General features: G+C 64.2%; 23 protein-coding genes. 20 read left to right on the top strand and 3 right to left on the bottom strand.

Going from position 1 to position 23178, the window contains the following annotated elements; genetic code table 11:
- Positions 1 to 11: 11 nt before the first annotated feature.
- From GSQ92_RS13860 to GSQ92_RS13780, 17 genes are all read left to right on the top strand, one after another.
- Positions 12 to 1493, top strand: coding sequence for an aldehyde dehydrogenase (locus GSQ92_RS13860; protein WP_158803756.1), 1482 nt, complete (start codon positions 12 to 14; stop codon positions 1491 to 1493).
- Between the two features lie 5 nt (positions 1494 to 1498).
- Positions 1499 to 2293, top strand: coding sequence for a CoA ester lyase (locus GSQ92_RS13855; RefSeq protein ID WP_158803755.1), 795 nt, complete (start codon positions 1499 to 1501; stop codon positions 2291 to 2293).
- A 3-nt stretch (positions 2294 to 2296) separates the two neighbouring features.
- Complete coding sequence (locus GSQ92_RS13850) at positions 2297 to 2800, top strand: MaoC family dehydratase (RefSeq protein WP_158803754.1); 504 nt, start codon at positions 2297 to 2299, stop codon at positions 2798 to 2800.
- A complete protein-coding gene (locus GSQ92_RS13845) occupies positions 2797 to 4062 on the top strand; it encodes a CoA transferase (protein ID WP_159013616.1) in 1266 nt (421 codons plus the stop codon). Before GSQ92_RS13850 ends, GSQ92_RS13845 begins: the two co-directional genes overlap by 4 nt.
- A 79-nt stretch (positions 4063 to 4141) precedes the next feature.
- Entirely contained in the window at positions 4142 to 4711 is a 570-nt protein-coding gene (locus tag GSQ92_RS13840) for a hypothetical protein (protein WP_216850222.1), read from the top strand.
- Positions 4712 to 4757: 46 nt separating this feature from the next.
- Positions 4758 to 6284: a sugar ABC transporter ATP-binding protein gene (locus GSQ92_RS13835; protein ID WP_158803752.1), complete on the top strand. Its 1527-nt coding sequence runs from the start codon at positions 4758 to 4760 to the stop codon at positions 6282 to 6284.
- Positions 6281 to 7276 (top strand): ABC transporter permease, encoded by a 996-nt coding sequence (locus GSQ92_RS13830; protein ID WP_159013615.1) that lies wholly within the window; start codon positions 6281 to 6283, stop codon positions 7274 to 7276. Before GSQ92_RS13835 ends, GSQ92_RS13830 begins: the two co-directional genes overlap by 4 nt.
- The gene (locus GSQ92_RS13825) at positions 7273 to 8331 is read left to right on the top strand and encodes an ABC transporter permease (RefSeq protein WP_158803750.1); all 1059 of its coding nucleotides are present in this window, start codon (positions 7273 to 7275) and stop codon (positions 8329 to 8331) included. Before GSQ92_RS13830 ends, GSQ92_RS13825 begins: the two co-directional genes overlap by 4 nt.
- A 20-nt stretch (positions 8332 to 8351) precedes the next feature.
- Entirely contained in the window at positions 8352 to 9584 is a 1233-nt protein-coding gene (locus GSQ92_RS13820) for a sugar ABC transporter substrate-binding protein (protein ID WP_159013614.1), read from the top strand.
- Between the two features lie 63 nt (positions 9585 to 9647).
- On the top strand, positions 9648 to 10400 hold the full coding sequence (locus GSQ92_RS13815) for an SDR family NAD(P)-dependent oxidoreductase (RefSeq protein ID WP_158803748.1): 753 nt from the start codon (positions 9648 to 9650) through the stop codon (positions 10398 to 10400).
- A gap of 35 nt (positions 10401 to 10435) precedes the next feature.
- Complete coding sequence (gene hisD / locus GSQ92_RS13810; RefSeq protein WP_158803747.1) at positions 10436 to 11725, top strand: histidinol dehydrogenase; 1290 nt, start codon at positions 10436 to 10438, stop codon at positions 11723 to 11725.
- Positions 11715 to 12299 (top strand): hypothetical protein, encoded by a 585-nt coding sequence (locus GSQ92_RS13805; RefSeq protein WP_158803746.1) that lies wholly within the window; start codon positions 11715 to 11717, stop codon positions 12297 to 12299. Before hisD ends, GSQ92_RS13805 begins: the two co-directional genes overlap by 11 nt.
- A gap of 10 nt (positions 12300 to 12309) precedes the next feature.
- Positions 12310 to 13188 (top strand): N-acyl homoserine lactonase family protein, encoded by an 879-nt coding sequence (locus GSQ92_RS13800; protein WP_158803745.1) that lies wholly within the window; start codon positions 12310 to 12312, stop codon positions 13186 to 13188.
- 19 nt (positions 13189 to 13207) lie between these two features.
- A complete protein-coding gene (locus GSQ92_RS13795) occupies positions 13208 to 13594 on the top strand; it encodes a nuclear transport factor 2 family protein (RefSeq protein ID WP_158803744.1) in 387 nt (128 codons plus the stop codon).
- A 167-nt stretch (positions 13595 to 13761) separates the two neighbouring features.
- The gene (locus tag GSQ92_RS13790; RefSeq protein ID WP_158803841.1) at positions 13762 to 14547 is read left to right on the top strand and encodes a methyltransferase domain-containing protein; all 786 of its coding nucleotides are present in this window, start codon (positions 13762 to 13764) and stop codon (positions 14545 to 14547) included.
- A gap of 114 nt (positions 14548 to 14661) precedes the next feature.
- On the top strand, positions 14662 to 15693 hold the full coding sequence (locus GSQ92_RS13785; RefSeq protein ID WP_216856827.1) for a DUF1254 domain-containing protein: 1032 nt from the start codon (positions 14662 to 14664) through the stop codon (positions 15691 to 15693).
- Positions 15694 to 17088 (top strand): DUF1214 domain-containing protein, encoded by a 1395-nt coding sequence (locus GSQ92_RS13780; protein WP_216850218.1) that lies wholly within the window; start codon positions 15694 to 15696, stop codon positions 17086 to 17088.
- 55 nt (positions 17089 to 17143) lie between these two features.
- On the opposite strand, the gene GSQ92_RS13775 is transcribed toward GSQ92_RS13780, so the two are convergent.
- On the bottom strand, positions 17144 to 17800 hold the full coding sequence (locus tag GSQ92_RS13775; RefSeq protein ID WP_158803743.1) for a glutathione S-transferase: 657 nt from the start codon (positions 17798 to 17800) through the stop codon (positions 17144 to 17146).
- A gap of 35 nt (positions 17801 to 17835) precedes the next feature.
- Entirely contained in the window at positions 17836 to 18693 is an 858-nt protein-coding gene (locus tag GSQ92_RS13770) for an NUDIX hydrolase family protein (protein ID WP_158803742.1), read from the bottom strand.
- 57 nt (positions 18694 to 18750) lie between these two features.
- On the opposite strand from GSQ92_RS13770, the gene GSQ92_RS13765 reads away from it, so the two are divergent.
- From GSQ92_RS13765 to rpmB, 3 genes are all read left to right on the top strand, one after another.
- Positions 18751 to 20637 carry an ABC transporter ATP-binding protein/permease gene (locus GSQ92_RS13765; RefSeq protein WP_158803741.1) on the top strand — a complete coding sequence of 629 codons (1887 nt, stop codon included), beginning with the start codon at positions 18751 to 18753 and terminating at the stop codon, positions 20635 to 20637.
- Positions 20634 to 20912, top strand: coding sequence for a hypothetical protein (locus tag GSQ92_RS13760; RefSeq protein WP_158803740.1), 279 nt, complete (start codon positions 20634 to 20636; stop codon positions 20910 to 20912). Before GSQ92_RS13765 ends, GSQ92_RS13760 begins: the two co-directional genes overlap by 4 nt.
- Positions 20913 to 21028: 116 nt before the next feature.
- Positions 21029 to 21328, top strand: coding sequence for a 50S ribosomal protein L28 (gene rpmB, locus GSQ92_RS13755; RefSeq protein ID WP_158800778.1), 300 nt, complete (start codon positions 21029 to 21031; stop codon positions 21326 to 21328).
- A 352-nt stretch (positions 21329 to 21680) separates the two neighbouring features.
- Here the strand turns inward: rpmB and GSQ92_RS13750 are convergent, their stop codons facing one another.
- The gene (locus GSQ92_RS13750; RefSeq protein ID WP_158800777.1) at positions 21681 to 23159 is read right to left on the bottom strand and encodes an NAD-dependent succinate-semialdehyde dehydrogenase; all 1479 of its coding nucleotides are present in this window, start codon (positions 23157 to 23159) and stop codon (positions 21681 to 21683) included.
- Positions 23160 to 23178: the final 19 nt, after the last annotated feature.

The following is a 23178-nucleotide window of genomic DNA, read 5'->3' as shown; positions in this document are numbered from 1 at the left end:
GGAGAACGACAATGCAAACTTACAAGATGCTGATCGGCGGCGAATGGGTCGAGGCCGCGAATGGCGAGACCTTCGAGACATTCAATCCGTACACGGGTGAGGCCTGGGCGAATATTCCACGTGGCCGGGCGGAGGATGCGGATCGCGCCGTGCAGGCCGCCAGCCGCGCCTTCGAGGATGGCGAGTGGTCGCGCATGAATGCGACCGCGCGGGGCCATATCATGCGTCGCCTCGGCGACCTCATCACCGAGAATGCGCAGCACCTCGCCGAGATCGAAGTGCGGGACAATGGCAAGCTGTTGTCCGAGATGCTGGGCCAGACGCGCTACGTGCCGCAGTGGTTCCATTATTTCGGTGGCCTGGCCGATAAGCTGCAAGGCGCCGTCATCCCGATAGACAAGGCGAATACCTTCAACTTCACGCGGCATGAGCCGCTGGGCGTTTGCGTCGCCATCACCGCGTGGAATTCGCCGCTGTTGCTGGCGGCCTATAAGCTCGGGCCGGGGTTGGCGGCGGGGAATACCTTCGTGCTGAAGCCGTCGGAATTCACCTCGGCCTCGGCGCTGGAGTTTGGCAAACTCGCGGAACAGGCGGGGCTGCCGCCGGGCGTGATCAATATCGTCACCGGCTTCGGCGCGGAAGTCGGCGAGCCGCTGGTGGCGCATCCCAAGGTCGCGAAAGTCGCTTTCACCGGCAGCGAGATGGGCGGCCAGCGGGTTTACGAGACGGCGGCGCGCGGGCTTAAGCGGGTGACGCTGGAGCTGGGCGGCAAGTCACCGAACATCGTTTTCGGTGATGCCAAGCTAGAGAATGCCGTGAAGGGCGTGGTCGGCGGCATTCTTGGCGCGACGGGCCAGACTTGTGTCGCCGGATCGCGCTTGTTGGTTCAGCGCAAGATCCACGACGAGTTCGTCGAACGGGTGGTGGATTTCGCGCGCACGGCGAAGCTGGGTGATCCGATGGAGCGGACGACGCAGATCGGGCCGGTAACGACGCCGCCGCAATACCAGAAGGTCCTGCACTACATCGATGTCGCGAAGCAGGAAGGTGCGAAGTGCCTGCTCGGCGGCGGGCCGGCACCGCATCCGGCGGGCGGCAATACAAGCCAGTTCGTGCAGCCGACGATTTTCGGCGATGTGCGCAACGACATGCGGATCGCGCAGGAGGAGGTCTTCGGACCAGTTCTCGCCTGCATTCCCTTCGAGGATGAGGCGGAGGCTTTGGCGATCGCCAATGACAGTCCGTACGGTTTGGCGGCGGGTTTGTGGACGCAAGATATGAACCGCGTGTTGCGGATGTCGGAGCGGCTGCGCACCGGCATGGTCTGGGTGAATATGTATCGGGCGGTCAGCTATATGTCGCCCTTCGGCGGCGCGAAGCGTTCGGGCGTCGGCAGCGAGAATGGCGCGGAAGCCATCCTCGATTACGTCCGCAGCAAGAGCGTGTGGATCAGCACGGCGGAGGAAACGCCGGATCCCTTCGTGCTTGGTTGACACGGATGCAGTCCATCACCGCGCCGCTTTTCGTTCCGGGCGATCGACCCGAGCGGTTTCTGCGTGCGGCGCAATCGGGCGCGGATGCGGTCATTATCGATATCGAGGATGCCGTGTCGCCCGATCACAAGGCGGCGGCGCGGGCGAATGCGGCGAGCCACGGCGTTACCGGCTGTCCGGTTCTGGTTCGGATCAATGCCGAAGGATCGGCTTGGTTCGAGGAGGATTTGGCGATGCTGCGCGTCGCGCCGCCGGATGGCGTGGTTTTGGCGAAGGCGGAATCCGTCGCTGTGATCGCCCAGATCGTCGCGGCTTGCCCGGCGGCGTTCGTGGTGCCTTTGGTGGAAACCGCGCGGGGCATGGCGGCGTTGGCGGAGTTGCTGCGGGCGCCTGGGATCGCGCGGGCGGCTTTCGGTTCGCTGGATTATGCCGCCGATCTCGGTTGTTCTTCGGACTGGGAGCCGATGCTGATGGCGCGGTCGGAGATCGTGCTGCGCTCCCGCCTTGCCGGTATCGCGCCGCCGCTGGATGGCGTGACGCCGAATGTGGAGAATGTGGAACTGACGGCGGAGGAAGCGCGGCGCGCGCGGGCGATGGGTTTTGGCGGCAAGCTCGCGATTCATCCACGCCAGGTCGGGCCGATCCGCGAGGCTTTTCGGCCGAGCGAGGCGGAACGCGCTTGGGCTGCCGAGGTTTTGGCGGCGGTCGCGGCTGATCCGCGCGGCGCGCTGCGGGTGGCGGGGGCTTTGGTCGACAAGCCGGTGATCGAGCGCGCGCAACGCATTGCGGCGGTGGGCTGAGGAATGTCGGCAAAAGCCCCTACCGAAAAACGCCGCTGGCCGCTGACGGGTCGCTTTCTCGAGGATTTCGCGGTCGGCGATCAATATGAGCACTGGCCGGGGCGTACGATTACCCAGGCGGATAATACGCAGTTCAGCCTGCTCACGATGAACCGGCATCCGCTGCATTGCGACGCGAATTTCTCTGCCGCCACCGAATTCGGACAGATGCTGGTCAATAGCGGGCTGACCGTCGCGATCGTGCTTGGGATGACGGTCGATGACGTGAGCCTCAATGCCGTGGCAAATCTCGGCTGGAAGGAAATCGCGCTGACCGCGCCGGTTTTTCCCGACGATACGATCTATGCGCGATCCGAGGTAACGGAGGTACGGCCCAGCCGTTCGCGTCCGACGCAAGGTATTGTCACTACGCGCACCGAGGGGTTCAAGCAGGACGGGGTGGTGTTTCTCACCTTCATCCGTTCCTGCCTGGTCCCGACCCGAGCGTCTGTGGAGGCGGCGCGATGACCTATCCGCTGCTGGCCGGGATTCGGGTGATCGAGAGTTCGGCCTTTATCGCGGCGCCGCTGGCCGGGCTGACGCTCGCGCAATACGGCGCCGATGTCATCCGCTTCGACCTGATCGGCGGCGGCATCGATTACAACCGGCTGCCGATGATGCCGGGTGGACGCAGCCTCTATTGGACGAGCCTGAACAAGGGCAAGCGCTCGGTCGCCATCGATATTCGCAAGCCCGAGGGCCGGGACTTGCTGCGCGCGCTGGTGACGGCGCCGGGGCCGGAGGGCGGCATTCTGCTGACCAACGTGCCGACGCCTTGGCTGTTGCATAAAGCGCTGGTCGGTGCGCGCCCCGATCTCATCAGCTGCACGATCGAGGGCAATGCGGATGGCTCGACGGCGGTCGATTACACCGTCAACTGCGCCACGGGTTATCCGATGCTGACCGGCGATGGCACACGCGCCAAGCCGGTGAACCATGCGTTGCCGGCCTGGGATTTGGCCTGTGCCTATCAGGCGGCTTTTGGTCTGACCGCGGCTATCCTGCGGCGCCGCGCGACCGGCGAGGGTAGCGAAATGCGCCTGGCGCTGTCTGATGTCGCCTTCAGCGCAATGTCGCATCTCGGTGTGCTGGCGGAGGCGGAGCTGCTCGCCGAGGAGCGCCGGTCGATCGGCAATGACATTTACGGCGCTTTCGGCCGGGATTTCGCGACCGCCGATGGCGAGCGTGTGATGATCGCCGCGGTCTCCGCGCGGCAATGGCGCGCTCTCGCCGAAACCTGCGGCATCGCGGAGGCGATCGCGAGCATCGAGGCGGCACTTGGCGTGGATTACAGCCGCGAGGCCGATCGTTACGAAGGCCGCGACATCATTGCGAGCCTCGTCAAGCGCTGGGTGGAGGCGCGGAGCCTGGCCGAGATCGCGAGCGAATTCGATGCCGGTGGCGTGTGCTGGGGTCAATACCGCTCGGTGCGCGAGTTGATCGCCGATGATGCGCGAGTTTCAACGGCGAGCGCGATCTTCGACGAAATCGAGACCTCGGGTGTGGGGCGCCATCGGGCTGCTGGCGCCACCATTCGTTTGTCGGACATGACGCGCGGGGAAACGCAGCCCGCGCCATTGCTTGGTGCCCAGACCGACGAGGTTCTGAGCGAGGTCCTGGGACTACCGCAAACGGCGATCGGGGCGTTGCATGATCGCGGCGTGGTGGCGGGGCCGGAGGCCGATCCGCTCTTTCCACAGCGGGGAGAGGTCAGGAGCTTTGCAAATTGACGCGTTTGTTCAGCGCTCTATGCTGAGATGAGACGGAATAACGAAGCCAGCACGGCATTTGCCATGGGGAAACGGATCGGTGGCTGAAACTCTCAATAGGTTTGGCGTTTCGCGGCAGAAAATGTTGCAGCGCGTTGCCCGCTTCAGCGACTTGCAGGGGTCTGACGGGGGCTTGCCCGATAGCCGTATGCCGAGCGCTGAGCGCAAGCTTTACAACGTCATCGGCTTCCAGCCGCCGAAGAATAGCGGTGGCGCCGTGACCTCTCCGGTTGGCGACGTTGCGGCGAAGTTAGCCGCCATCAAGATCTCCGAAGGGTTCAATCTTGGTTACTGCCGTGCCAAGCCGGGGCGCGGGCCGATGATGCACAATCACGACACCAACGAGACCTTCATCCCGATGACGGGAACCTGGCGCTGTAGCTGGGAGAATGAGGAGGGCGCCGTCGAGCATGTCGATCTGGGGCCGCTCGATGTGGTGTCCTTCCCGCCTGGCGTCGCGCGCCGTTTCGAGAATGTGACGGCGGGCAATCCGGAGGAGGAGGCCATCCTCATGTTCGTGATTGCCGGTGATGGGCCACGCGCGGAATTCACTGACGAGGCCATGCAGGAAATACAGGAAGCGGGCGTGTTGACGCCGCGCCCTGCCTGAACGCATCGGCGAGACTGGAAGGCAGATATTGGCTTTGGACGCTCAGATGACCGGGACGCGGGCGAGTGTGGATGGGGCGGCGCCCTATCTCCGCGCCGAGGGTCTGACGAAAGCCTATGGCGCGACGGTGGCCCTGGCGCATGTCACGCTGGATGTGGCGGCGGGCGAGGTGCATGCGCTGCTGGGCGAGAATGGCGCCGGCAAATCGACGCTTGTGAAGATCCTCAGCGGCATCGTGACGCCGGATCGCGGCACCTTGGAAGTCGCTGGCAGGCCCTTCACGCCGGGCAATCTGCTCGGCGCGCGGGCGGCCGGTGTTTCGACGGCGTTCCAGGAACTCAGCCTGCTGCCCAATCTGAGTGTCGCGACCAACCTCATGCTGCCGCATCTGCTGAAGGGCGTCGGCGGCATCGCCTCCGCCCGGCGAAACGAGCAGGCGGCTTCCGCGTTGTTGCAGGAGTTCGGCATCGATACCGTCGATCCTCGCAGCCTGATCGCGGATCTTTCGCTCGCCGAGAAGCAGCGCGTCGAGATCGTGCGGGCTTTGGGCCACCGGCCGAAGCTGCTGGTGCTGGATGAGCCGACGGCCGCCTTGGCCGAGCCGGGATGGCTGTTCGAGATCGTCGAGCGGCTGACGGCGCAGGGTGTCGGCATCCTCTATATCTCGCACCGGCTGGCCGAGGTGCGGCGGCTTTGCCGGCGCGGCACCGTGCTGCGCAATGGCCGGTCCATCGCGACCGTCGATCTGACGGGCACACCGGATTCCGAGATCTTCCGCATGATGGTCGGCACGTCCCAGGATGAGGCGACGCACGCGGTTCCGAAACGTCGGGAGACGACGCCGCGGCTATCGGTTCGCGGGCTCTCGGGCCGTGGCGTGCATCAGGTGAGCTTCGAGGTCGGAGAAGGCGAGATCGTTGGTGTCGCGGCTCTGGAGGGGCAAGGGCAGCGGCCGCTCTTTCGTATGCTGGCCGGGCTGGAGCCGATAAGCGCGGGCGCCGTGAGCATCGACGGCAAGACCGCCGATCTGCGCTCGGTGGCGACGGCGCTCAAATCCGGCATCGGATTCCTGCCGGAGGAGCGGAAGACGGAGGGCATCTTCCTCGGCCTCAAGACCGCCAGCAATGTGTCGCTGCCAATTCTGGAGCGGGTGCGCCGTGGCGGGCTGATCAGCCGGCGGATGGAAGCGGAGGCCGTGGCGGCCGTCGGGCTGCAGGTCGATCTGCCGAAACGCTATCAGGGAATGCGGATCTCGGCGCTGTCGGGTGGCAACCAGCAGAAGGCGCTGCTCGCCCGGGTGCTGGTTTCCGGTGCCCGCAATCTTGTGCTCTTCGACCCGACGCGCGGCGTCGATGTGGGCACCAAGCAGGTGATCTACGGGGCGATCCGGGACTTTGTGGCGAGGGGCGGCTCCGCGCTGGTCTACTCCACCGAACTCGCCGAGCTGGTGCATCTCGCGCATCGCTGTCTGGTCGTTTATGGCGGCCGGATCGCGGGCGAACTGGCCGGCCCGGCGCTGACGGAGGACCGGCTGGTCAGTTTGGCGACCGGACATGGGGATCTCGCGGCATGAGTGCCGTTGTCTCCCAAACACAAGTGCCACGGTTTCGCCGGCCGGTGCTGGGCCGCCTGCTCGGCAGCGGCACCGCGATGGTCATCGCGATCTATATCCTGCTGATGGTCATCTACGCGCTGTTCCAGAGTGACGCGCTGTCGGCGACGCAGTTCAGCGACCAGCTCAGCAATGGCCTGCCGCTCGCCTTGGCGGCGGCGGGTGGGACGCTGGTGGTGCTCATGCGCGGCTTCGACCTTTCGGTCGCCGGGGTGATCGCTCTGGCCGATGTCCTGACCGCGACGCATTCCTCCGACGGCCCGATGGGCGCGCTGCTCACCCTCGCCATGGTGGTGGGCGTCGGGCTTCTGGTCGGCGCGGTGAATGGTTTTCTGGTGGCTTATGCCGGGCTGCAATCGATCGCCTGCACGCTCGCGACGATGATCATCTGCAGCGGTGCGGCGCTGCTGGTGCTGGATGCGCCGGGCGGGAACGTGCCTGATTTCATCAGCGACAATCTCACCGGGAATATCGGCTTTGTGCCGGTGCCGTTCATCATTGTCCTGGCCGTGCTGCTCGGCTGGGCGGCGCTGAAGCGGACGAACTGGGGCGTCGGCATCTACGCACTCGGGGCCGATGAGACGGCGGCGCAATTGGCGGGCGTGCCGGTGCGGCGCGTGAAGTTCTTCGCCTTCTGTCTTGCGGGCGCGCTGTACGGCGTCGCCGGGATGATGCTGACGGCGGTGACCTCCAACGGTGATCCGGGTGCGGGCACGAGCTATCTGCTGCTGGTTTTCGCGGCCATCGCGATCGGCGGCACGACCTTTACCGGCGGGCGAGGCGGTTTGCTCGGTTCGATGATCGGTGCCGCAACCTTGATGCTGTTGCAGAAGGTGTTGTTCTCGGTGGGCGTTTCGTCCTTCTACACCGGCATCGGACAGGGCCTCATCATGATCGCCGCCGTTTTGATCGCGGCCTTCTCGGCGCGGCTGGCGCGGAGGATGCCGGCATGAGCCAAGCCAATCCCGCGCCGCCGCCGTTGATCGATACCCGCACCTCCGGCCGCGCCCTGGGCAGTGAGGTGGTGACGCCGCTGGTGCTGTTCGGGCTGACGGTTCTGCTCGTCATCGCCTCGCGCTGGATCAGCCCGAGCCTTGGCGGATTGCACCAGGTCTCGGCGATCATTGTGCTTTCCGCCTTCCTGATGGTGGTGGCTTTTGGCCAGCAGATGGTGGTGCTGATCGGCGGGCTGGATCTTTCGATCCCCTCGCTGGTGACGCTGGGCGGCATCCTGACTTATGCCTGGACCACGCAATCGGGCTGGTCGTTCATCTGGATCCTGCCGGCGGCGCTGGTCGTTACGGGCTGCGTCGGCGCGCTGAGTGGAGCGGGGGTCGCGTGGCTGCGTATCCCGCCCTTCATCATGACTTTGGCGATGGGGATCATCGTTTACAGCGCCTCGCTGGGCATCACGGCGGGCACGCCGCGCGGCCACGCCTCCCCCGCCCTCGCCAGTCTTTTCACCGGCCGCATCCTGGATCTGCCGCCGATCATCTATCTCATGGTGATTTTCGTTATCTTCTGCACGCTGCTGCAATCCTCGACGCCCTTTGGCCGGCGGCTCTACGCGCTTGGCACCAGCCCGACGGCGGCGCATGTGGCGGGGCTGCCGGTCGGGCGGCTGACGGTCGCGACCTATGCGATCAGCGCGGCGGCGGCAGGGGGCGCGGGCTTCCTGCTGGTTGGGTACGCGGGCGGCGCGACACTGACCATGGGGCAATCCTACCTGTTGCCTTCGGTGGCGGCCGTCGTCGTCGGCGGCACATCGATCCTCGGCGGTCGCGGCAACTACGTGAGCGCCGTGGCCGCGTCACTGCTGTTGACGACCTTCTCCACCATCATTTCCTCGGTCCAGATTCTCGAGGGCTGGCGGACGATCATCTACGGCTTGGTCATCCTGGTCGCCATCGGGGCGCTGCGGGAGGACTTGCCGCTCTGGTTCAGCCGGCTGATGCAGCGCCCGGCGCCGCGACAGCCGGCGCCGCTCGTTGCAAGCGATTCCAAATAACCAAGAACGAAGGGACGAACATGTTCAAGACGGGTTCACTCAAGAGGCTGGCTTTGGGCCTCGTGGTCGGCGCGGGGCTCGCTCTCGGCGGGCTCGGCGGCGCCGCACATGCGGCTGACGCCAAGAAATACAAGATTTATCTCAGCCTCAGCTACAGCGGAAACGCCTGGCAGAGCGAAGCCGCGAATATCGTCAAGGCGCTGGCCGAGACACCGCCTTACGACAAGCTCGTCGATCTCAAGGAGGTCATTTCCGGTACCGACGTACAGGCTCAGATCTCGGCCTATGAGAGCATGATCGCCGATGGCGCCAATGGCATCATCAGCTTTCCGATCTCGTCGAGCGGCCTGAACAAGGCGATCCGGCGCGGCTGCAAGAAGGGCGTGCTGATCTGGGTCTATGACGGCATGGTCACGGAACCCTGCGCCTATAGCGTGAGCTATCTCGGCAGCGGCTTCGGCGAGAATACCGCGCAGTATCTCGTCAACCTGCTGCATGGCAAAGGCAATATCTTCCTGAGCCGTGGCGTCGCCGGCAACATGGTCGATAAGCGCCATGTCGACGGCGCGATGAGCGTCTTCAAGAAATACCCGGACATCCACATCGTCGCCGATTACTACGCGAATTGGGACGACCAGACGACGCAGCTAGAGACCGCCAAGGCGCTTGCGGCACATCCGGATGTCGATGGCATCTTCGCGCAGGCTGGCGAGGATGGCGCGATCAAGGCGATGATCGCTTCCGGCCGCCAGAAGCTTCCGTTCCTGACGGGCGAGAACTCCAACGGCTTCCGCCTTGCGCTCGCTAACCCCGACTACCAGAAGCGCGGCTTCAACGGCGTTTCCTCCGGCTCGCCGCCGGCCTCTTCCGGCGTTGCCTTTAAGCTCATGATGGAGCAGCTGGTGAATGGGCGGAAACTGCCCTTCCACAACGTGCTGTATCCGCTGCCCTGGACGACCGCCGAAGAAGTGAAGATCTGCACCGGCGACCGGATCGAGAATGGCTGCAACGCCTTTCCGGCCAGCAAGGTTCCCGATAGCTTCGTGACCCAGGTCTTCAACGAGAAGTGGCTGCCGGAAGCCTCGCTGGTCTCAGCACTTGAGGGCAAGCCCACGCCGGGCGCCACCATCCAGCCGCTACCCGGCAACGACAACTTCCAACAGGCGCCGGATATGCCGGGCATCGATTGCAACAACTGCACGCCGCCCGCCGACCTCTACAAGCTCACGAAGGTTAAGCCCTTCAACGGCTGATGCGTTCCGCTTGCTTCACTGGGAGGGCGCGACATGCGCTCTCCCACCTCACTGGATTGTCCCATGAAGCTGCTTGAAAACCGTGTCGCGATCGTCACTGGGGCGGCATCGCCCAGAGGCATCGGCCTCGCGACCGCGCGCTTGCTCGTCGAGCATGGCGCGCGCGTCGCGATCATCGATTTGCGCGCGGAAGACGCGGAAGCCGCGGCGCGCGAACTCGGCAGCCATCACATGGGATATGGCTGCGATGTGGGCGATCGCGCGGCGGCCAATTGCACTGTCGAGCGTGTGCTGCGCGATTTCGGGCAGGTCGACAGCCTGCTCAACTTCGCGGGTATCAGCCGCTCGACGAAGGTCATGGATATCGCGGCGGAGGAATATGACGCGGTCATGCGCATCAACCTCGGCGGCACCATGAATATGTGCCAGGCGGTCATACCGCCGATGCGCGCGGCGAAGCGCGGCAATATCGTTTGTATCGGCTCAGTGGCGGCGCTGCGGGGCGGCGGGTTGTTCGGTAGTTCCCATTACGCGGCGTCGAAGGGAGGCGTGCATAGCCTCGCCAAGGCATTGGCCCGCGAACTGGGTCCGGACGGCATTCGTGTGAACGCCATCGCGCCGGGCATGATCGACACCGACATCTTCCAGGGCAAGCTGACCGACGAGAAGCGCGCCGAGATACTGGCGACAATTCCGCTCGGCCGCCTCGGCCAGCCACGCGATGTCGCCGAGCTGGCGCTGTTTCTGATCAGCGACTGGTCATCCTGGATCACGGGAACGATCGTTGACGTCAATGGCGGCGGGCATATCCACTGAGCGACCGCGCCTGACCGCGCCTTAGGAGTACGATTATGATCCGCCAGCTTAAGCACGGCGCGAGCGAGCAATCCGCGAAGGACGCGGATCGCAAGACACGACAGACCGTTGAGGCGATCCTCGACGATGTGAGCGAGCGCGGCGACGCGGCGGTGCGTGAGCTTTCCGTCAAGTTCGACAAATACGAGCCGGCGCAATTCCGGCTTTCCGGCAATGAGATCAAGGCGCTGATCGATAGCCTGCCGGCGCAGGTGATCGAGGACATCAAATTCGCGCAGACCCAGATCCGCCGCTTCGCTCAGGCGCAGCGCGCGACGATGACGGAGTTGGAGGTCGAGACGCTGCCGGGGATCAAGCTCGGCCATAAGCTGATCCCGGTCGCGAGTGTCGGCTGCTATATTCCTGGTGGCCGCTACCCGATGGTCGCCTCGGCGCATATGAGCATCCTGACGGCGAAGGTGGCGGGCGTGCCGCGCGTCATTGGCTGCACGCCGCCGCTGAACGGCAAGCCGCCGGCCGCCACGATTGCCGCCATGTCGCTGGCTGGCGCGGATGAGATCTATGTGCTCGGCGGCATTCAGGCGGTGGCGGCGATGGCGCTCGGCACGGACAGCATAAAGCCGGTCGATATGCTTGTGGGACCCGGCAATGCCTTCGTGGCGGAGGCCAAGCGCCAGCTTTACGGCCGTGTAGGCATCGACCTTTTCGCGGGACCGACCGAGACGCTCATCATCGCCGACGATACGGCGGATGCGGAGATCTGCGCGACCGATCTGCTGGGACAGGCGGAACACGGGCCGACCTCGCCCGCGATTCTGCTCACCACCTCCAAGCGCATCGCGGACGGGATCGAGGCGGAGATCGCGCGGCAGCTCGCGCGGCTGGCGACGGCGGATGTGGCGTCTGTCGCATGGCGTGACCATGGGCAGATTATTCTCTGCGATACCGACGAGGAATTACTGTCGGAAGCCGAGCGCATTGCCTCGGAGCATGTGCAGGTGATGACGCGGGAGCCGCGCTGGTTCCTGGAGCGGATGACGCAATACGGTGCGCTGTTCCTCGGCGCGCGCACCAATGTCGCGTTTGGCGACAAGGTGATCGGCACCAATCACACGCTGCCGACCAAAAAGGCGGCGCGCTATACGGGCGGCTTGTGGGTCGGCAAGTTCATCAAGACGGTGACCTATCAGGAGGTCCTGACGGATGAGGCGAGCGCGATGATCGGCGAATATTGCTCGCGGCTCTGCGCCATCGAGAATTTCGCCGGGCATAAGGAACAGGCTGATATCCGCGTGCGCCGCTATGGTGGCCGCAATGCCGCCTGAGCCCCGCAATTTCGCGAGCGCCCGGCGGATCGAGGATGGCGCGGGACTGCCCGTTCTCGGCAATGCGCTGCCGGATCTTCCCGACGATCTGCCCGAAATCCTGACGGCGGATCTGGACGACGCGACGACGGCCTATGTGCTGGAGGCGAGGGTCGCTTTCGACGGTATGCGTCGGGCGGCGGCGCAACTCGCGGGACTGCTGCTGGTGGCCGCGACGGGTGGGCGCAGCGGACAGGATCATCCGATGCTGGCCCTCGCCATCGAGGCGCATCGCGGGGCCGCCGATACGCTTAATGCGCTGACCGCGCCGCCGCGCGCGACGCATCATCATCGCCATCTGATGCAGGCCGAGCATGCGCTGGGCGTCGCGCTGGAACGCGCGCGCGGGCATCTGCATCTGACGGAGGAGGCGCAGACCGCGATCAGCCGCCCGCTGTCATCGGCGATCGATCATCTGCGCTGGGCCGGCGGCGCGTTGCCGGGTTTCGAGATCGTGGCCTTTTCGCAAGGCTGCTGCGCTGCACACGTGCCGGCAAAACTGACGAGTGACGCGCCGACGATGCGCGGCGCCTAAGGGGGAAACAATGGCAAACTATTCGATCTGGGTGCTGGAATACGCGTATGTGCCTAGCTACCACGTGAGTGGCATCGTCTACGGCGCGCATAATCAGGGCTATCGCAAGCTTCCCTATTGCTATGTGCTCATCAAGGGTCAGGGCACGGTCGCGATGGTCGATGTCGGGTACAACGAGAAAGACGTGGGCGCCGAGATGGCGCGGCGCTTCGGGGTCGAGGCCTGGCAGAATCCCGAGACGGTCCTGAAGCAGGCGGGCGTCAAACCGGAGGAGGTCGAGCATATCTTCCTCAGCCACGCGCATTTCGACCACATGGGCAATACGGATGCCTTCCCGAAAGCGAAGTTCTATTTGCAGGAGCGGGAGCTTTCGAAATGGGTCTGGGCGATGGCGCTGGATGAGCGTTTCCGCTGGCTCAATATCGCGACCGATCCGGGCGATGTGATGCGGGTCGTGGACCTGGCGCGGCAGGGTCGTCTGGAGTTGCTCGATGGCGACAGGGACGATGTGCTGCCCGGCATCGATATCCGCAAGGCGGACGATACCCATACCTGGGGCTGCCAGTTCGTCACCGTGCGCAACGGCGATCGCAAAGGCAGCGATAGCTGGGTGCTCGCGGGCGATCTCGTCTACAGCTTCGAGAATCTGGAGGGGCAGGATCCCAAGGCGCCCACGCAATATATTCCGGTCGGACTCGCGGTGGGCAGCCAGACGAATCTGCTGTTCACGACAGATCAGATGGTGAAGGAAGGCGGCGGCAATTTGCAGCGGGTGATTCCGGTGCATGAGGAAGGGCTGCGCGATCGTTTTCCGTCGCGGATCAATGACCACGGCTTGCGCGTGACTGAGCTTTGTCTGGCCGACGGTCAGCGCAGTCTCGTCTCCTGAGCGCGAAGAGGGTTTAGCGATGTCGGACGATTGGGTGCAGGCGGCAGTCGAGGTGCAGAAGGAATGGAAGGCGGCTTTCGAGGCGCGGGATCTTCAGCGGCTGGGCGATCTCTACGCGGAGAAGACGGCGTTCTATGGCTCGACCGCGGCGTTCTACGACACGCCGGATGGGGTGCGGACCTATTTCACGCTGCTGCCACCGTCCTACAAGCGGTGCGAATACGCGGTGCCGAATATCGTGCGGCTGGGGCCGGAAGCGATGGGCGCGACCGGCGAGGTCATGTTTTATCGCGAGGACGACGGCAAGGAGGTCGAGCTGCCGTTCCGCATGACGCATGTGCTGGTGCGCGAAAAGGGACGGTGGAAGATCGCGACACATCATGCTTCGCCGCGACCGGCGCATTGACGTTCGGTGACGATGCCAGTTTGACGTCATCTTCGGCGAAGGCCGACGATCCACGCCTTATCTTTGTCCCGCGAGCAGGGAGGCGTGGATGCTCGGCCTTCGCCGAGCGTGACGAGGTGGCTTACAAGGTCAGTGCTTTTCGCAATTTAGTGCGGCAGGACTAGAGCCTGTCCGATCACGCGATCTTCGACCGTGCCGCCGTGCGGCGGCAGCGCGAGCGGGCGGCGGGGAGAGTGTCGCGTGTCGCCGATATTCTTTCGGACGTCGCCGACCGCTTGCTCGACCGGCTCGACGACACCACCCGGCATTTCGAACGCGCGCTCGATGTCGGCGGCCGGGGTGTTGTGGCACCGCGTTTGCGGGCGCGGGGTATCGAGACGGTGGCGATGGATTTTTCGCTCGCCATGGCGGGGCTTGGCGGCGCGCCGTTCGTGGCGGCGGACGAGGAGGTTCTGCCCTTCGCGCTCGGCAGTTTCGATCTGGTGGTCGCCAATCTCTCGCTGCATTGGGTCAATGATCTTCCGGGCGCGCTGATCCAGCTTCGGCGCGCGATGAAACCGGACGGATTGTTTCTGGCGAGCCTGCCGCTACTCGGCACGTTGGACGGCCTGCGGCGTGCGCTGACCGAGGCGGAGACGGAATTGCGCGGGGGCGCCAGTCCACGCGTTTCGCCATTCCCGGATTTGCGCGATCTCGCGGGGCTGTTGCAGCGCGCGGGCTTCGGCCTGCCGGTGGCGGATGGCGAGGAAATCACGCTTCTCTACGCCGATCCCCTGGCATTGCTGCGCGACCTTCAGGCGGCGGGCGAGTCCAATGCCATCCACGAGCGCGACCGCCGGATCCCCCCTCGCGCGCTATTCCCGTCGGCGCTGTCCCGGCTGCCGGTGACGGAGGAGGGGCGCGTGCGCGTGACGCTGCAACTCGGGGTGATGACAGGTTGGGCGCCGCCTTAGGGTGTTTGGGGAACGCTTTGCCCCCCGTAGGGCAATAGCGCAGACCAAACCGGCGGTTTAGGAGCGACCTAGTCTTGTGCTAGATATTCCTGGACGTCTGGACAGGAGGCACCGTTGAGAGCCAGAACCTTCCTAATTTCCACGGTAATGACGTTCGGGTTGGTTGGCGGTGCATTGGCGCAATCCTCGGGCAGCGCGATTCCCGTCACCCCCGATAATTTTCCCCGTGCCGAGAGCGACCTCTACTTCAGCAATGTGGTCAAGGACGGGGGACTGGGAAAATTCGTTCATCGTCGGGAACCGGCCGCGATCGACAATCAAACCATCATTCGACTAAATCGCGACACGCTATATTCCGCCGCGGTATTCGATCTCGACGCCGGTCCGGTCACCGTCACCATGCCGAACGCGGGCAAGCGTTTCATGTCGATGCAGGTTATCGATGAGGATCAGTATACCCCCGAGGTCGACTATGGTGCTGGCACCTATATCCTGTCTAAGGAGAAGATAGGCACGCGCTACGTGCTGATTGGCGTGAGGACGCTGATCGATCCATCCGACCCGAAGGATGTGGATGCGGTTCACGCCTTGCAGGACGCTTTGAAGATCGAGCGACCCGGCGGCCCAGGTAAATTCGAGGTGCCGCATTGGGATCAGGCAAGCCAGGCGAAGGTGCGTGAGGCACTGTTGGTTCTCGCATCGACGCTACCCGACACCAAGCACATGTTCGGCACCAAAGATTCCGTCGAACCCGTGCGCCGCCTGATCGGATCGGCCTCGGCCTGGGGAGGAAATCCGGAAAAGGATGCTTTCTACCTCAATGAGGTTCCCGCTAGAAATGATGGCACGACCATCTACAAGGTCACCGTCAAGAATGTGCCGGTCGACGGGTTCTGGTCGGTAAGCGTCTACAACGCCAAAGGGTATTTCGAACCGAACCGGCTCAATGCCTATACGCTCAACAATATCACCGCCAAGCCAAATGAGGATGGCTCCATCACCATCCAATTTGGCGGCTGTGACGGGAAGGTCGCCAACTGCCTACCGACAACGAAGGGCTGGAACTATCTCGTGCGCCTCTATCGCCCGCGTGAAAATATTATAGACGGGACCTGGGTTTTTCCAAAGGCTGAGGCGGTGAATTAGATGTCGTTAGCCGATCGCTATCGCGTTTCGATCCGAGGTTTTGCTGGTTTCGCGAAGCTGGGAGCGGGAGCAATCGCGCTGTCCGTGCTCGCCGTGGCTTCCGGCGCCGCGAACGCACAGACGAGCGGGGTGATGGCGCATTCGGTCGCTAAACCGGACGAAGGGACAGTCTCGGACGCCTACATTTATCTGCTCTCGAGGCTGCTGGTCATCCGGCAAGAGCGAATGGACGAAAAGGCTGCTGGCTTCTCCTACAACGTCATCAGATACAATCCGCTGGGGTCATCGGATTTTGTGAACCCGAATTTCGACGTGGCTTATCTTGAGGCGTGGTTCGCCGTCGACGACAATTCAGCGGTCGTCCTCGAAGTGCCAAAGGTGAAAGAGCGCTATTACACGGCTCAAATCCTTGACGAGTGGGGCGAGGTCATCGCCAATATCAATGAACGCACCTTTCCCTCTAAGCCCTATGGCAAATTCGCTTTCACGAGGCCCGGGTCGAAAGTGGTCATCCCGGCTGACGCGACACGCATTGAGTTGCATTCGGCAAAGGCCAAGTTTCTCGGTCGGATCGAACTCAAGGGCGATCCCGCCGGAGCGATCGCGCTGCAAAAGCAGTTCAAGGTGACTGTGATCGGAACGCCGCGTATCGAGGCGTCGCCCACCATAGCAATGTTCGACAACAAATCTTTGGCCGGCGTGGAGGCCTTCGACAATGTTGATGCGGTTTTCGCCAGCGCACTCGACGTGTCTCCTACCGCAGCCGAGATGCAGCAGAAAGTGAGGGCTGTCGCCGCCTATGCGGCATCCGGCCCGCAGGCGCGGACCGCGCTTTCCGGCGAGCTGCGTGATCATGTTGTTCCCGAATTCGAGCAATATGCCTTCACGAAGAGTGCACCCTTTCGCAATCACTGGATTGGGGGCGCCCAGACCGGAAATTACGGCAAAGACTTCCGCCTACGCGCAGCCGTCGACTATGCGGGTATCTGGGCCAACGTGACCGATGAGGTCATCTACTTCGCCGCGACCCGGGATGCCGATGACAAGCCGCTCGACGGGAGCAAAAGCTACGTCATCCATTTTCCGGCGGACCGGCTGCCGAGCAGTGTGGTCGACGCGTATTGGTCGATCATACTTGTCGGCGTGCCAGATTATCGTGTGGTGCCGAACCCGCTCAATCGATTCAACTTCAACAGTTATTCGCCCCTGAAAAGCGCATCGGACGGGTCCCTGAGCATCGCCATTGGACCGAGGCCCGTTTCCGGTGTTCCGGAGTCCAACTGGCTTCCGTCATCCCCCGGGAAGCTGTTTTCGCTGACGTTCCGGACATACGTGCCCAGGGACGTCGTGAAGAGAGGCGATTGGTCACCGCCTGAGGTCAAGCCCGCGCCTTAAGTTGCGTTGCATAGTATGGGCTGTAGCGCCGATTGTCCGTTTCCGGATCGCCCAATCAAACAAGCGCCCCCGCCTTCTCCGACATCGTCACGCGGTTCTTCACGCTCGGGCGCTCCTGCATCTCTGTGTACCAAGCTCTCAGCGCCTCGCATTCCACGGGCAACGCCACGTCCACAAGCCCCGCGAAGATCAAGCCGCCGATGAGCGTGATGTCGGCCATTGAGAAGACCTCGCCGGCGATGAACGGCTGGCCGCGTAGAACGCCGTCGAAATACCGCATCCCCCTCAAGGCTTTGTCGCGCTGACGCAATCCCCATTCGGCGTTCTGGTAAAGCTCGACATGCGGGCCGAGCCCCGGTGTCGCGTGGTGGAAATACACACTGATGGCGTCGAGCAGTTCCAGCTCGGCGCGTTTGCTCATCATGTGGATCAAGCCCTTTTCGAGCGGTGTCCTGCCGGTGAGCGTGGGCGGGCCAGCAACCGCGTCGAGATATTCGGTGATGGCCGTGCATTCGGCGAGGAGGGTGCCGTCTTCGAGTTCGAGCACCGGCAGCGTGCCTGAGTAGTTCTTGGCGAGAAACGCGGGCTTTTTGTGCTCGCCTTTCCAGAGATCGACGGTCACAAACTCCACGCGCGATTGGAGGTTCTTCTCGGCCAAAGCGATACGGACGCGCGCCGGATAGGGGCCGGTGGGCCAATCGTAGATCTTCATTGTCGTGTCCTTTTGAGACGTTCTGCTTATGGTCACTAGATCGCCAGACCCTTCGGATCGTCCAGCGCCTCGCGCAACCCACGCGCTTCGGTGCCGTCGCCGAGCAGGCCCTCGCGGAGGAAGAGGTCGATCAGGACCAGGGTGACGTTGAACTTGAAGTCATCGGTCTCGGCCACCGCCTCCATGGCGCGGGCGATCGGCCAGAGGGCGAAGGACGACACCTCGCCATCGACCGGCTGGGGCGCGAAATCCTCCGGCAGGTCGAGGTCATAGCAATGGATGAGGTCGCGGCGGAGGCCTTCTCGGCGCTCCATCGCGTAGCGGATGCGGCAGACCGGGCGGGCGTAGTCGGCGAGTTCCGCTGAGATCGCCGCTTCCTCGGCGGCTTCCTTAATCAGCGTGTCATCGGGACCCATGCCGGCATTGATGCCGCCGGCCACGATGTGGTCGAGCTTGTTGGGGTCCAGCAACTTATCCGCCGCGCGATGCGCGACCCAGACATGCAGGCCGTCGGCACGGCGGACCAGGCCGTTCATATGCACGCCCTCGGCGTAAACGCCGAACTTCGGCAGGGCGCCGCGGTCGATCTGGGTGAGCACCGGGCTGCCCTCGGACGCGCGCACGTCGAAAGCCTCGCGCCGCCAGCGGAACCAGCCGTCGCGGCTCAGGCCCTCCGCGAGCGCCGGCAACTCGGCCGCCCGCGTGCTGGGCAGGGTGACGCCGCCGTCCGGGTCGGGGGTCAACCCAGCGGCGTCGGCGAAGGCGGCGGCGAGGTCGGGTCGCGGCCAGCCGACCGTCTCGGTGCCGATGCGGAGCGGGACGCGCTCGCCCGGCAGGACAGCATTGCGGCAGGCTGCCAGATGGCGGCGGAGGCCAGCGAGGGCAATCGTCATGCAGCCACCTTTCGAGCCCACCTTCCCAAGCGGGCGGCGGGACGCCACATTGGCGCCATGTCCCTCACGCGCCGCAAGACCCCGCAGGCGGACCGCGCGGGCCACCCCATTCGCAAGCTGCTGCCCTATCTCTGGCCCAAGGGCGACATGGGCGCGAAGGCGAGGGTGCTCGCTGCTGTCCTGTTCCTCATCCTCGCCAAGGTGGCGACGGTTTACGTTCCCATCGTCTATAGCCAGGCGATCGACCGGCTGGCGCCCAAGCATCTGCACGGCCAGCCGGCGGCGGTGCTGACCGTGCCGCTGGCGCTGATCCTCGGCTACTGCCTGCTGCGCATCGCCTCCGCCGCCTTCGGGGAGTTCCGCGACGCGGTCTTCGCGAAAGTGCAGCAGCATGCGGTGCGGCGGATCGCGCTGGAGACCTTCCAGCATCTGCATCGCCTGTCGCTGCGCTTCCACCTCGACCGCCAGACCGGCGGGCTGTCGCGGGCGATCGACCGGGGCACGACGGGTATCGAGCAGGTGCTGCGCTTCGCCGTCTTCAACATCATTCCGACGCTGTTCGAGCTGCTGCTGGTCACCGTCATCCTGTGGCGGCTGTTCGACTGGCGCTATGCGGCGGCGACGCTGAGCGCGGTGGCGCTCTATATCGTCTTCACGCTGTCCTTCACGAATTGGCGGGTGCGCTTTCGCCGGACGATGAACGAGATGGACAGCGACGCGCAGAGCAAGGCGGTCGATAGCCTGCTGAACTACGAAACGGTGAAATATTTCGGGAACGAGGCGCATGAGGCGTCGCGCTTCGACCGCGCGCTGGCCGGCTATGAGCGGGCGGCGGTGAAGTCGCAGGTGACGCTCAACATGCTCAATATCGGGCAGTCCATCATCATCGCGATGGGGCTGGCGGCGATCATGCTGCTATCGGCGCAGGGCGTGGTCTCGGGCAAGATGACGGTCGGGCGCTTTGTGCTCGCGAATACCTACCTCATGCAGCTCTATACGCCGCTGAATTTCCTGGGCTTCGTCTATCGCGAGGTGAAGCAGGGCTTGGTCGATACCGAGCAGATGTTCAAGCTCATGGCGGTGGGCGCCGAGGTCGCGGATGCGCCGGGCGCGCGCGCGCTGAGCCCCGCCGGCAAGGCGGCGACGGTGAGTTTCGATGGGGTGCATTTCGCCTACAACCCGCAGCGGGAAATCCTCAAAGGGGTGAGCTTTTCCGTGCCGCCGGGCGGCAACCTCGCTGTGGTGGGGCCGACGGGTGCCGGAAAATCAACCATCACCCGGCTATTGTTCCGTTTCTACGACGTGAACGAGGGCGCGGTGCGGATCGATGGGATCGATATCCGGGAGATGACGCAGGACAGCCTGCGCGCGGCGATCGGCGTGGTGCCGCAGGACACCGTGCTGTTCAACGACACCATCCGCTACAACATCGCCTACGGCAGGCCCAGCGCCACGCCGGAGGAGGTCGAGCGGGCCGCGCGCCTTGCCCAGGTGCATGACTTCGTGCTGACGCTGCCGCTCGGCTACGAGACCAAGGTGGGCGAGCGTGGGTTGAAGCTTTCCGGTGGCGAGAAGCAGCGCGTGGCGATCGCCCGGACCATCCTGAAGGATCCACGCGTGCTCATTTTCGACGAGGCGACGAGCGCCCTCGATACGCGGACGGAGCAGGATATCCAGACCGCGCTGCGGGCGGTGGCGCGGGACCGGACCACCATCACCATTGCCCACCGCCTCTCGACCATCGTGGATGCCGACGAGATCCTGGTGCTCGACGAAGGGCGCGTCGCCGAGCGCGGAACCCATTGGAGCCTCCTGGCGCGGGGCGGCATCTATGCCCAGATGTGGGCGGCGCAGGCGGAGCAGGAGGAGGGCCAGGCCATCGAGCAGGCCCTCGCCGAGCATGTCCCGCCAGACCGCCGCGCCGACGTGAAGGAAATGACATGACCGAGCCATTCGAAGACCGCGAGTCTCTGGAGAGCGCAACGCCCGACCTGAGGCATGCCGGGGCCGTGGTCGACCAGGCGATCGACTATATGACCAAGCAGAACATCGATGCGGTGGCGATCGCATCGGCATTGCTGGGCGGCGCATTGGGGATGCTGACGGCGCATATGACCTCCGAGGGGGTCATGGCCGTGCTCGACAACGCCAAGGCGAGTGTCGCGTCTGGCGAGTTGGAGGGGATGGGATCGGCCAATGTCCCGCATGGACACGCCTGACGGGCAGGCTATGCGCTTGACCTTTGCCTGTGCTTTGGCGATAAGCCCGCCTCTCCCGGGTGGCGGGCGTGAGATTTAAGCACGCACGCGCCCCGATTGTTGTTTTGAGGTTTCTGATGTCCCGTCGCTGCGAGATCACTGGCAAGACTGTGCAATCTGGCAACAATGTCAGCCATGCGAATAACAAGACGCGTCGCCGGTTCCTGCCAAATCTGCAAGACACCTCGATGATGTCCGATATTCTCGGCGCGCCGATCAGCCTGCGGGTGACCACGAACGGTATCCGCACGATTGAGCACAATGGCGGCATCGACAACTTCCTGCTGACCACGGCCTCGCGCCAGCTGACGCCTGAGGCGAAAATCCTCAAGCGCCGTCTTGAGCGCGCCCAGGCCCGCAAGGCCGCCGCGGCCTAAGGTTTCGCTGCGGGGCGCGGCTCCGCGGATTGGTGGATATGGAAAGGCCCCCGGGAAACCGGTGGGCCTTTTTGGTTTGTGGGTAAGCCGATCCCTCCTCGGAGGAAGGATCAGATTGTGCTGATCTGATACAGAACCGCGACCCAAACATCCGTCATGGCACGCGAAGGCGTGCCATCCACGCCTTGCCTTCGTCCCGCAAGGAAAGGCGTGGATGCCCGGCCTTCGCCGAGCATGACGTGGTGGGATGAGCACGGCTAAACCAAGAAACTCCGCTCCAGAGCCACGCTGGTGGGTGCCTTCCCCACCCCCATCCCCTCCCTTGCGGGGAGGGGAGTCGCCACTGGAGCCCTTAGCCGCCGAGGCCGCCGAGGGTGATGTATTTGATTTCGAGGTAGTCTTCGATGCCGTATTTGCTGCCCTCACGGCCGAGGCCCGAGGACTTCATGCCGCCGAAAGGCGCGACCTCGGTGCTGATGACGCCCTCATTGATGCCGACGATGCCGTATTCCAGTGCCGAGGAGACGCGGAAGATGCGGCCGACGTCCCGCGCGTAGAAATATGCCGCGAGACCGAACTCCGTGTCGTTGGCGAGCCTGATCGCCTCCTCTTCGGTCTTGAAGCGGAACAGCGGCGCCACTGGCCCAAAGGTTTCCTCCGAGAAGATTTTTGCTTCACGTGGAACATTCGCCAGCACCGTGGGCTGGAAGAAAGTGTGGCCCAAGGAATGCGGCTTGCCGCCGGTCACGATGGTCGCGCCATGGCTCACCGCGTCGGCGATATGCTCCTGGACCTTCTCGACGGCGGCCTTGTTGATGAGCGGGCCCTGGGTTGCACCGGCCACCATGCCGTCGGAGACCTGCAGCGCCTCGACCGCCACTTTGAACTTGGCAGCGAAGGCGTCATAGACGCTGTCCTGCACCATGATGCGGTTCGCGCAGACGCAGGTCTGTCCGGTGTTGCGGAACTTGCAGATGATCGCGCCCTTTACCGCCTCATCGAGATCGGCATCGTCGAACACGATGAACGGCGCATTGCCGCCGAGTTCCATGCTGGTCTTCTTGATGGTGGGCGCGCATTGGGCGAGGAGCTGAGCGCCGACTTCCGTGCTGCCGGTGAAGGTGAGCTTGCGCACCAGCGGGTTGGAGGTGAGTTCCGCGCCCATGATGCGGCTCGCACCCGTCAGCACGTTGCAGACGCCGGCGGGCATGCCGGCGCGCTCGGCCAGGACGCCGAGGGCGAGGGCGGAGAAGGGCGTCTCGCTCGCCGGGCGGATGACGCCGGTGCAACCAGCGGCCCAGCCGGGACCGGCCTTGCGGGTGATCATCGCGGCCGGGAAGTTCCAGGGCGTGATGGCGGCGAAAACGCCGATCGGCTCCTTGGTCACCAGGATGCGGCGGCCTGGGCCGGTCTCGGGGATCACGTCGCCATAGATGCGCTTGCCCTCTTCAGCGAACCACTCGATGAAGCTCGCCGCATAGGCGATTTCGCCACGGCTTTCGGTGAGGGGCTTGCCCTGCTCGGCGGTCATGATGGTCGCCAGGTCTTCCTGGTTCTCCATCATAAGGTTGAAGAGCCTGCGCAGGATCGCCGCGCGCTCCTTGGCGAGAAGCTTGCGCCAGGCGGGCTGCACCCGGTTCGCGGCCTCGATCGCGCGGCGCGTCTCATCGGCGCCGCAGACGGGAACGTGACCGATGACGGCGCCCGTCGCCGGATTGGTGACCGCCATGGTCTTGCCGCTGTCGGCCTGGATCCATTTGCCGTCGAGCAGGTTGGCCTGCCGTAGCAGCGTGCTGTCCTTCAGCGGCAGCGTCGTGACCGTATCGAGCATGTGCTCACTCCCGTGCGGT

This window comes from Acidisoma sp. S159 (genome assembly GCF_009766125.1).
Lineage (GTDB): Bacteria > Pseudomonadota > Alphaproteobacteria > Acetobacterales > Acetobacteraceae > Acidisoma.
The sequence above is the reverse complement of the archived record's forward strand: the minus strand, read 5'-3'. Positions and strand labels throughout refer to the sequence as shown.

Bases quoted from the DNA above. Each gene is read 5' to 3' on its own strand.
- GSQ92_RS13860 (WP_158803756.1), top strand. From the start codon at position 12: ATGCAAACTTACAAGATGCTGATCGGCGGCGAATGGGTCGAGGCCGCG.
- GSQ92_RS13855 (WP_158803755.1), top strand. From the start codon at position 1,499: ATGCAGTCCATCACCGCGCCGCTTTTCGTTCCGGGCGATCGACCCGAG.
- GSQ92_RS13850 (WP_158803754.1), top strand. From the start codon at position 2,297: ATGTCGGCAAAAGCCCCTACCGAAAAACGCCGCTGGCCGCTGACGGGT.
- GSQ92_RS13845 (WP_159013616.1), top strand. From the start codon at position 2,797: ATGACCTATCCGCTGCTGGCCGGGATTCGGGTGATCGAGAGTTCGGCC.
- GSQ92_RS13835 (WP_158803752.1), top strand. From the start codon at position 4,758: ATGACCGGGACGCGGGCGAGTGTGGATGGGGCGGCGCCCTATCTCCGC.
- GSQ92_RS13830 (WP_159013615.1), top strand. From the start codon at position 6,281: ATGAGTGCCGTTGTCTCCCAAACACAAGTGCCACGGTTTCGCCGGCCG.
- GSQ92_RS13825 (WP_158803750.1), top strand. From the start codon at position 7,273: ATGAGCCAAGCCAATCCCGCGCCGCCGCCGTTGATCGATACCCGCACC.
- GSQ92_RS13820 (WP_159013614.1), top strand. From the start codon at position 8,352: ATGTTCAAGACGGGTTCACTCAAGAGGCTGGCTTTGGGCCTCGTGGTC.
- GSQ92_RS13815 (WP_158803748.1), top strand. From the start codon at position 9,648: ATGAAGCTGCTTGAAAACCGTGTCGCGATCGTCACTGGGGCGGCATCG.
- hisD (WP_158803747.1), top strand. From the start codon at position 10,436: ATGATCCGCCAGCTTAAGCACGGCGCGAGCGAGCAATCCGCGAAGGAC.
- GSQ92_RS13805 (WP_158803746.1), top strand. From the start codon at position 11,715: ATGCCGCCTGAGCCCCGCAATTTCGCGAGCGCCCGGCGGATCGAGGAT.
- GSQ92_RS13800 (WP_158803745.1), top strand. From the start codon at position 12,310: ATGGCAAACTATTCGATCTGGGTGCTGGAATACGCGTATGTGCCTAGC.
- GSQ92_RS13795 (WP_158803744.1), top strand. From the start codon at position 13,208: ATGTCGGACGATTGGGTGCAGGCGGCAGTCGAGGTGCAGAAGGAATGG.
- GSQ92_RS13780 (WP_216850218.1), top strand. From the start codon at position 15,694: ATGTCGTTAGCCGATCGCTATCGCGTTTCGATCCGAGGTTTTGCTGGT.
- GSQ92_RS13775 (WP_158803743.1), bottom strand. From the start codon at position 17,800: ATGAAGATCTACGATTGGCCCACCGGCCCCTATCCGGCGCGCGTCCGT.
- GSQ92_RS13770 (WP_158803742.1), bottom strand. From the start codon at position 18,693: ATGACGATTGCCCTCGCTGGCCTCCGCCGCCATCTGGCAGCCTGCCGC.
- GSQ92_RS13765 (WP_158803741.1), top strand. From the start codon at position 18,751: ATGTCCCTCACGCGCCGCAAGACCCCGCAGGCGGACCGCGCGGGCCAC.
- GSQ92_RS13760 (WP_158803740.1), top strand. From the start codon at position 20,634: ATGACCGAGCCATTCGAAGACCGCGAGTCTCTGGAGAGCGCAACGCCC.
- rpmB (WP_158800778.1), top strand. From the start codon at position 21,029: ATGTCCCGTCGCTGCGAGATCACTGGCAAGACTGTGCAATCTGGCAAC.
- GSQ92_RS13750 (WP_158800777.1), bottom strand. From the start codon at position 23,159: ATGCTCGATACGGTCACGACGCTGCCGCTGAAGGACAGCACGCTGCTA.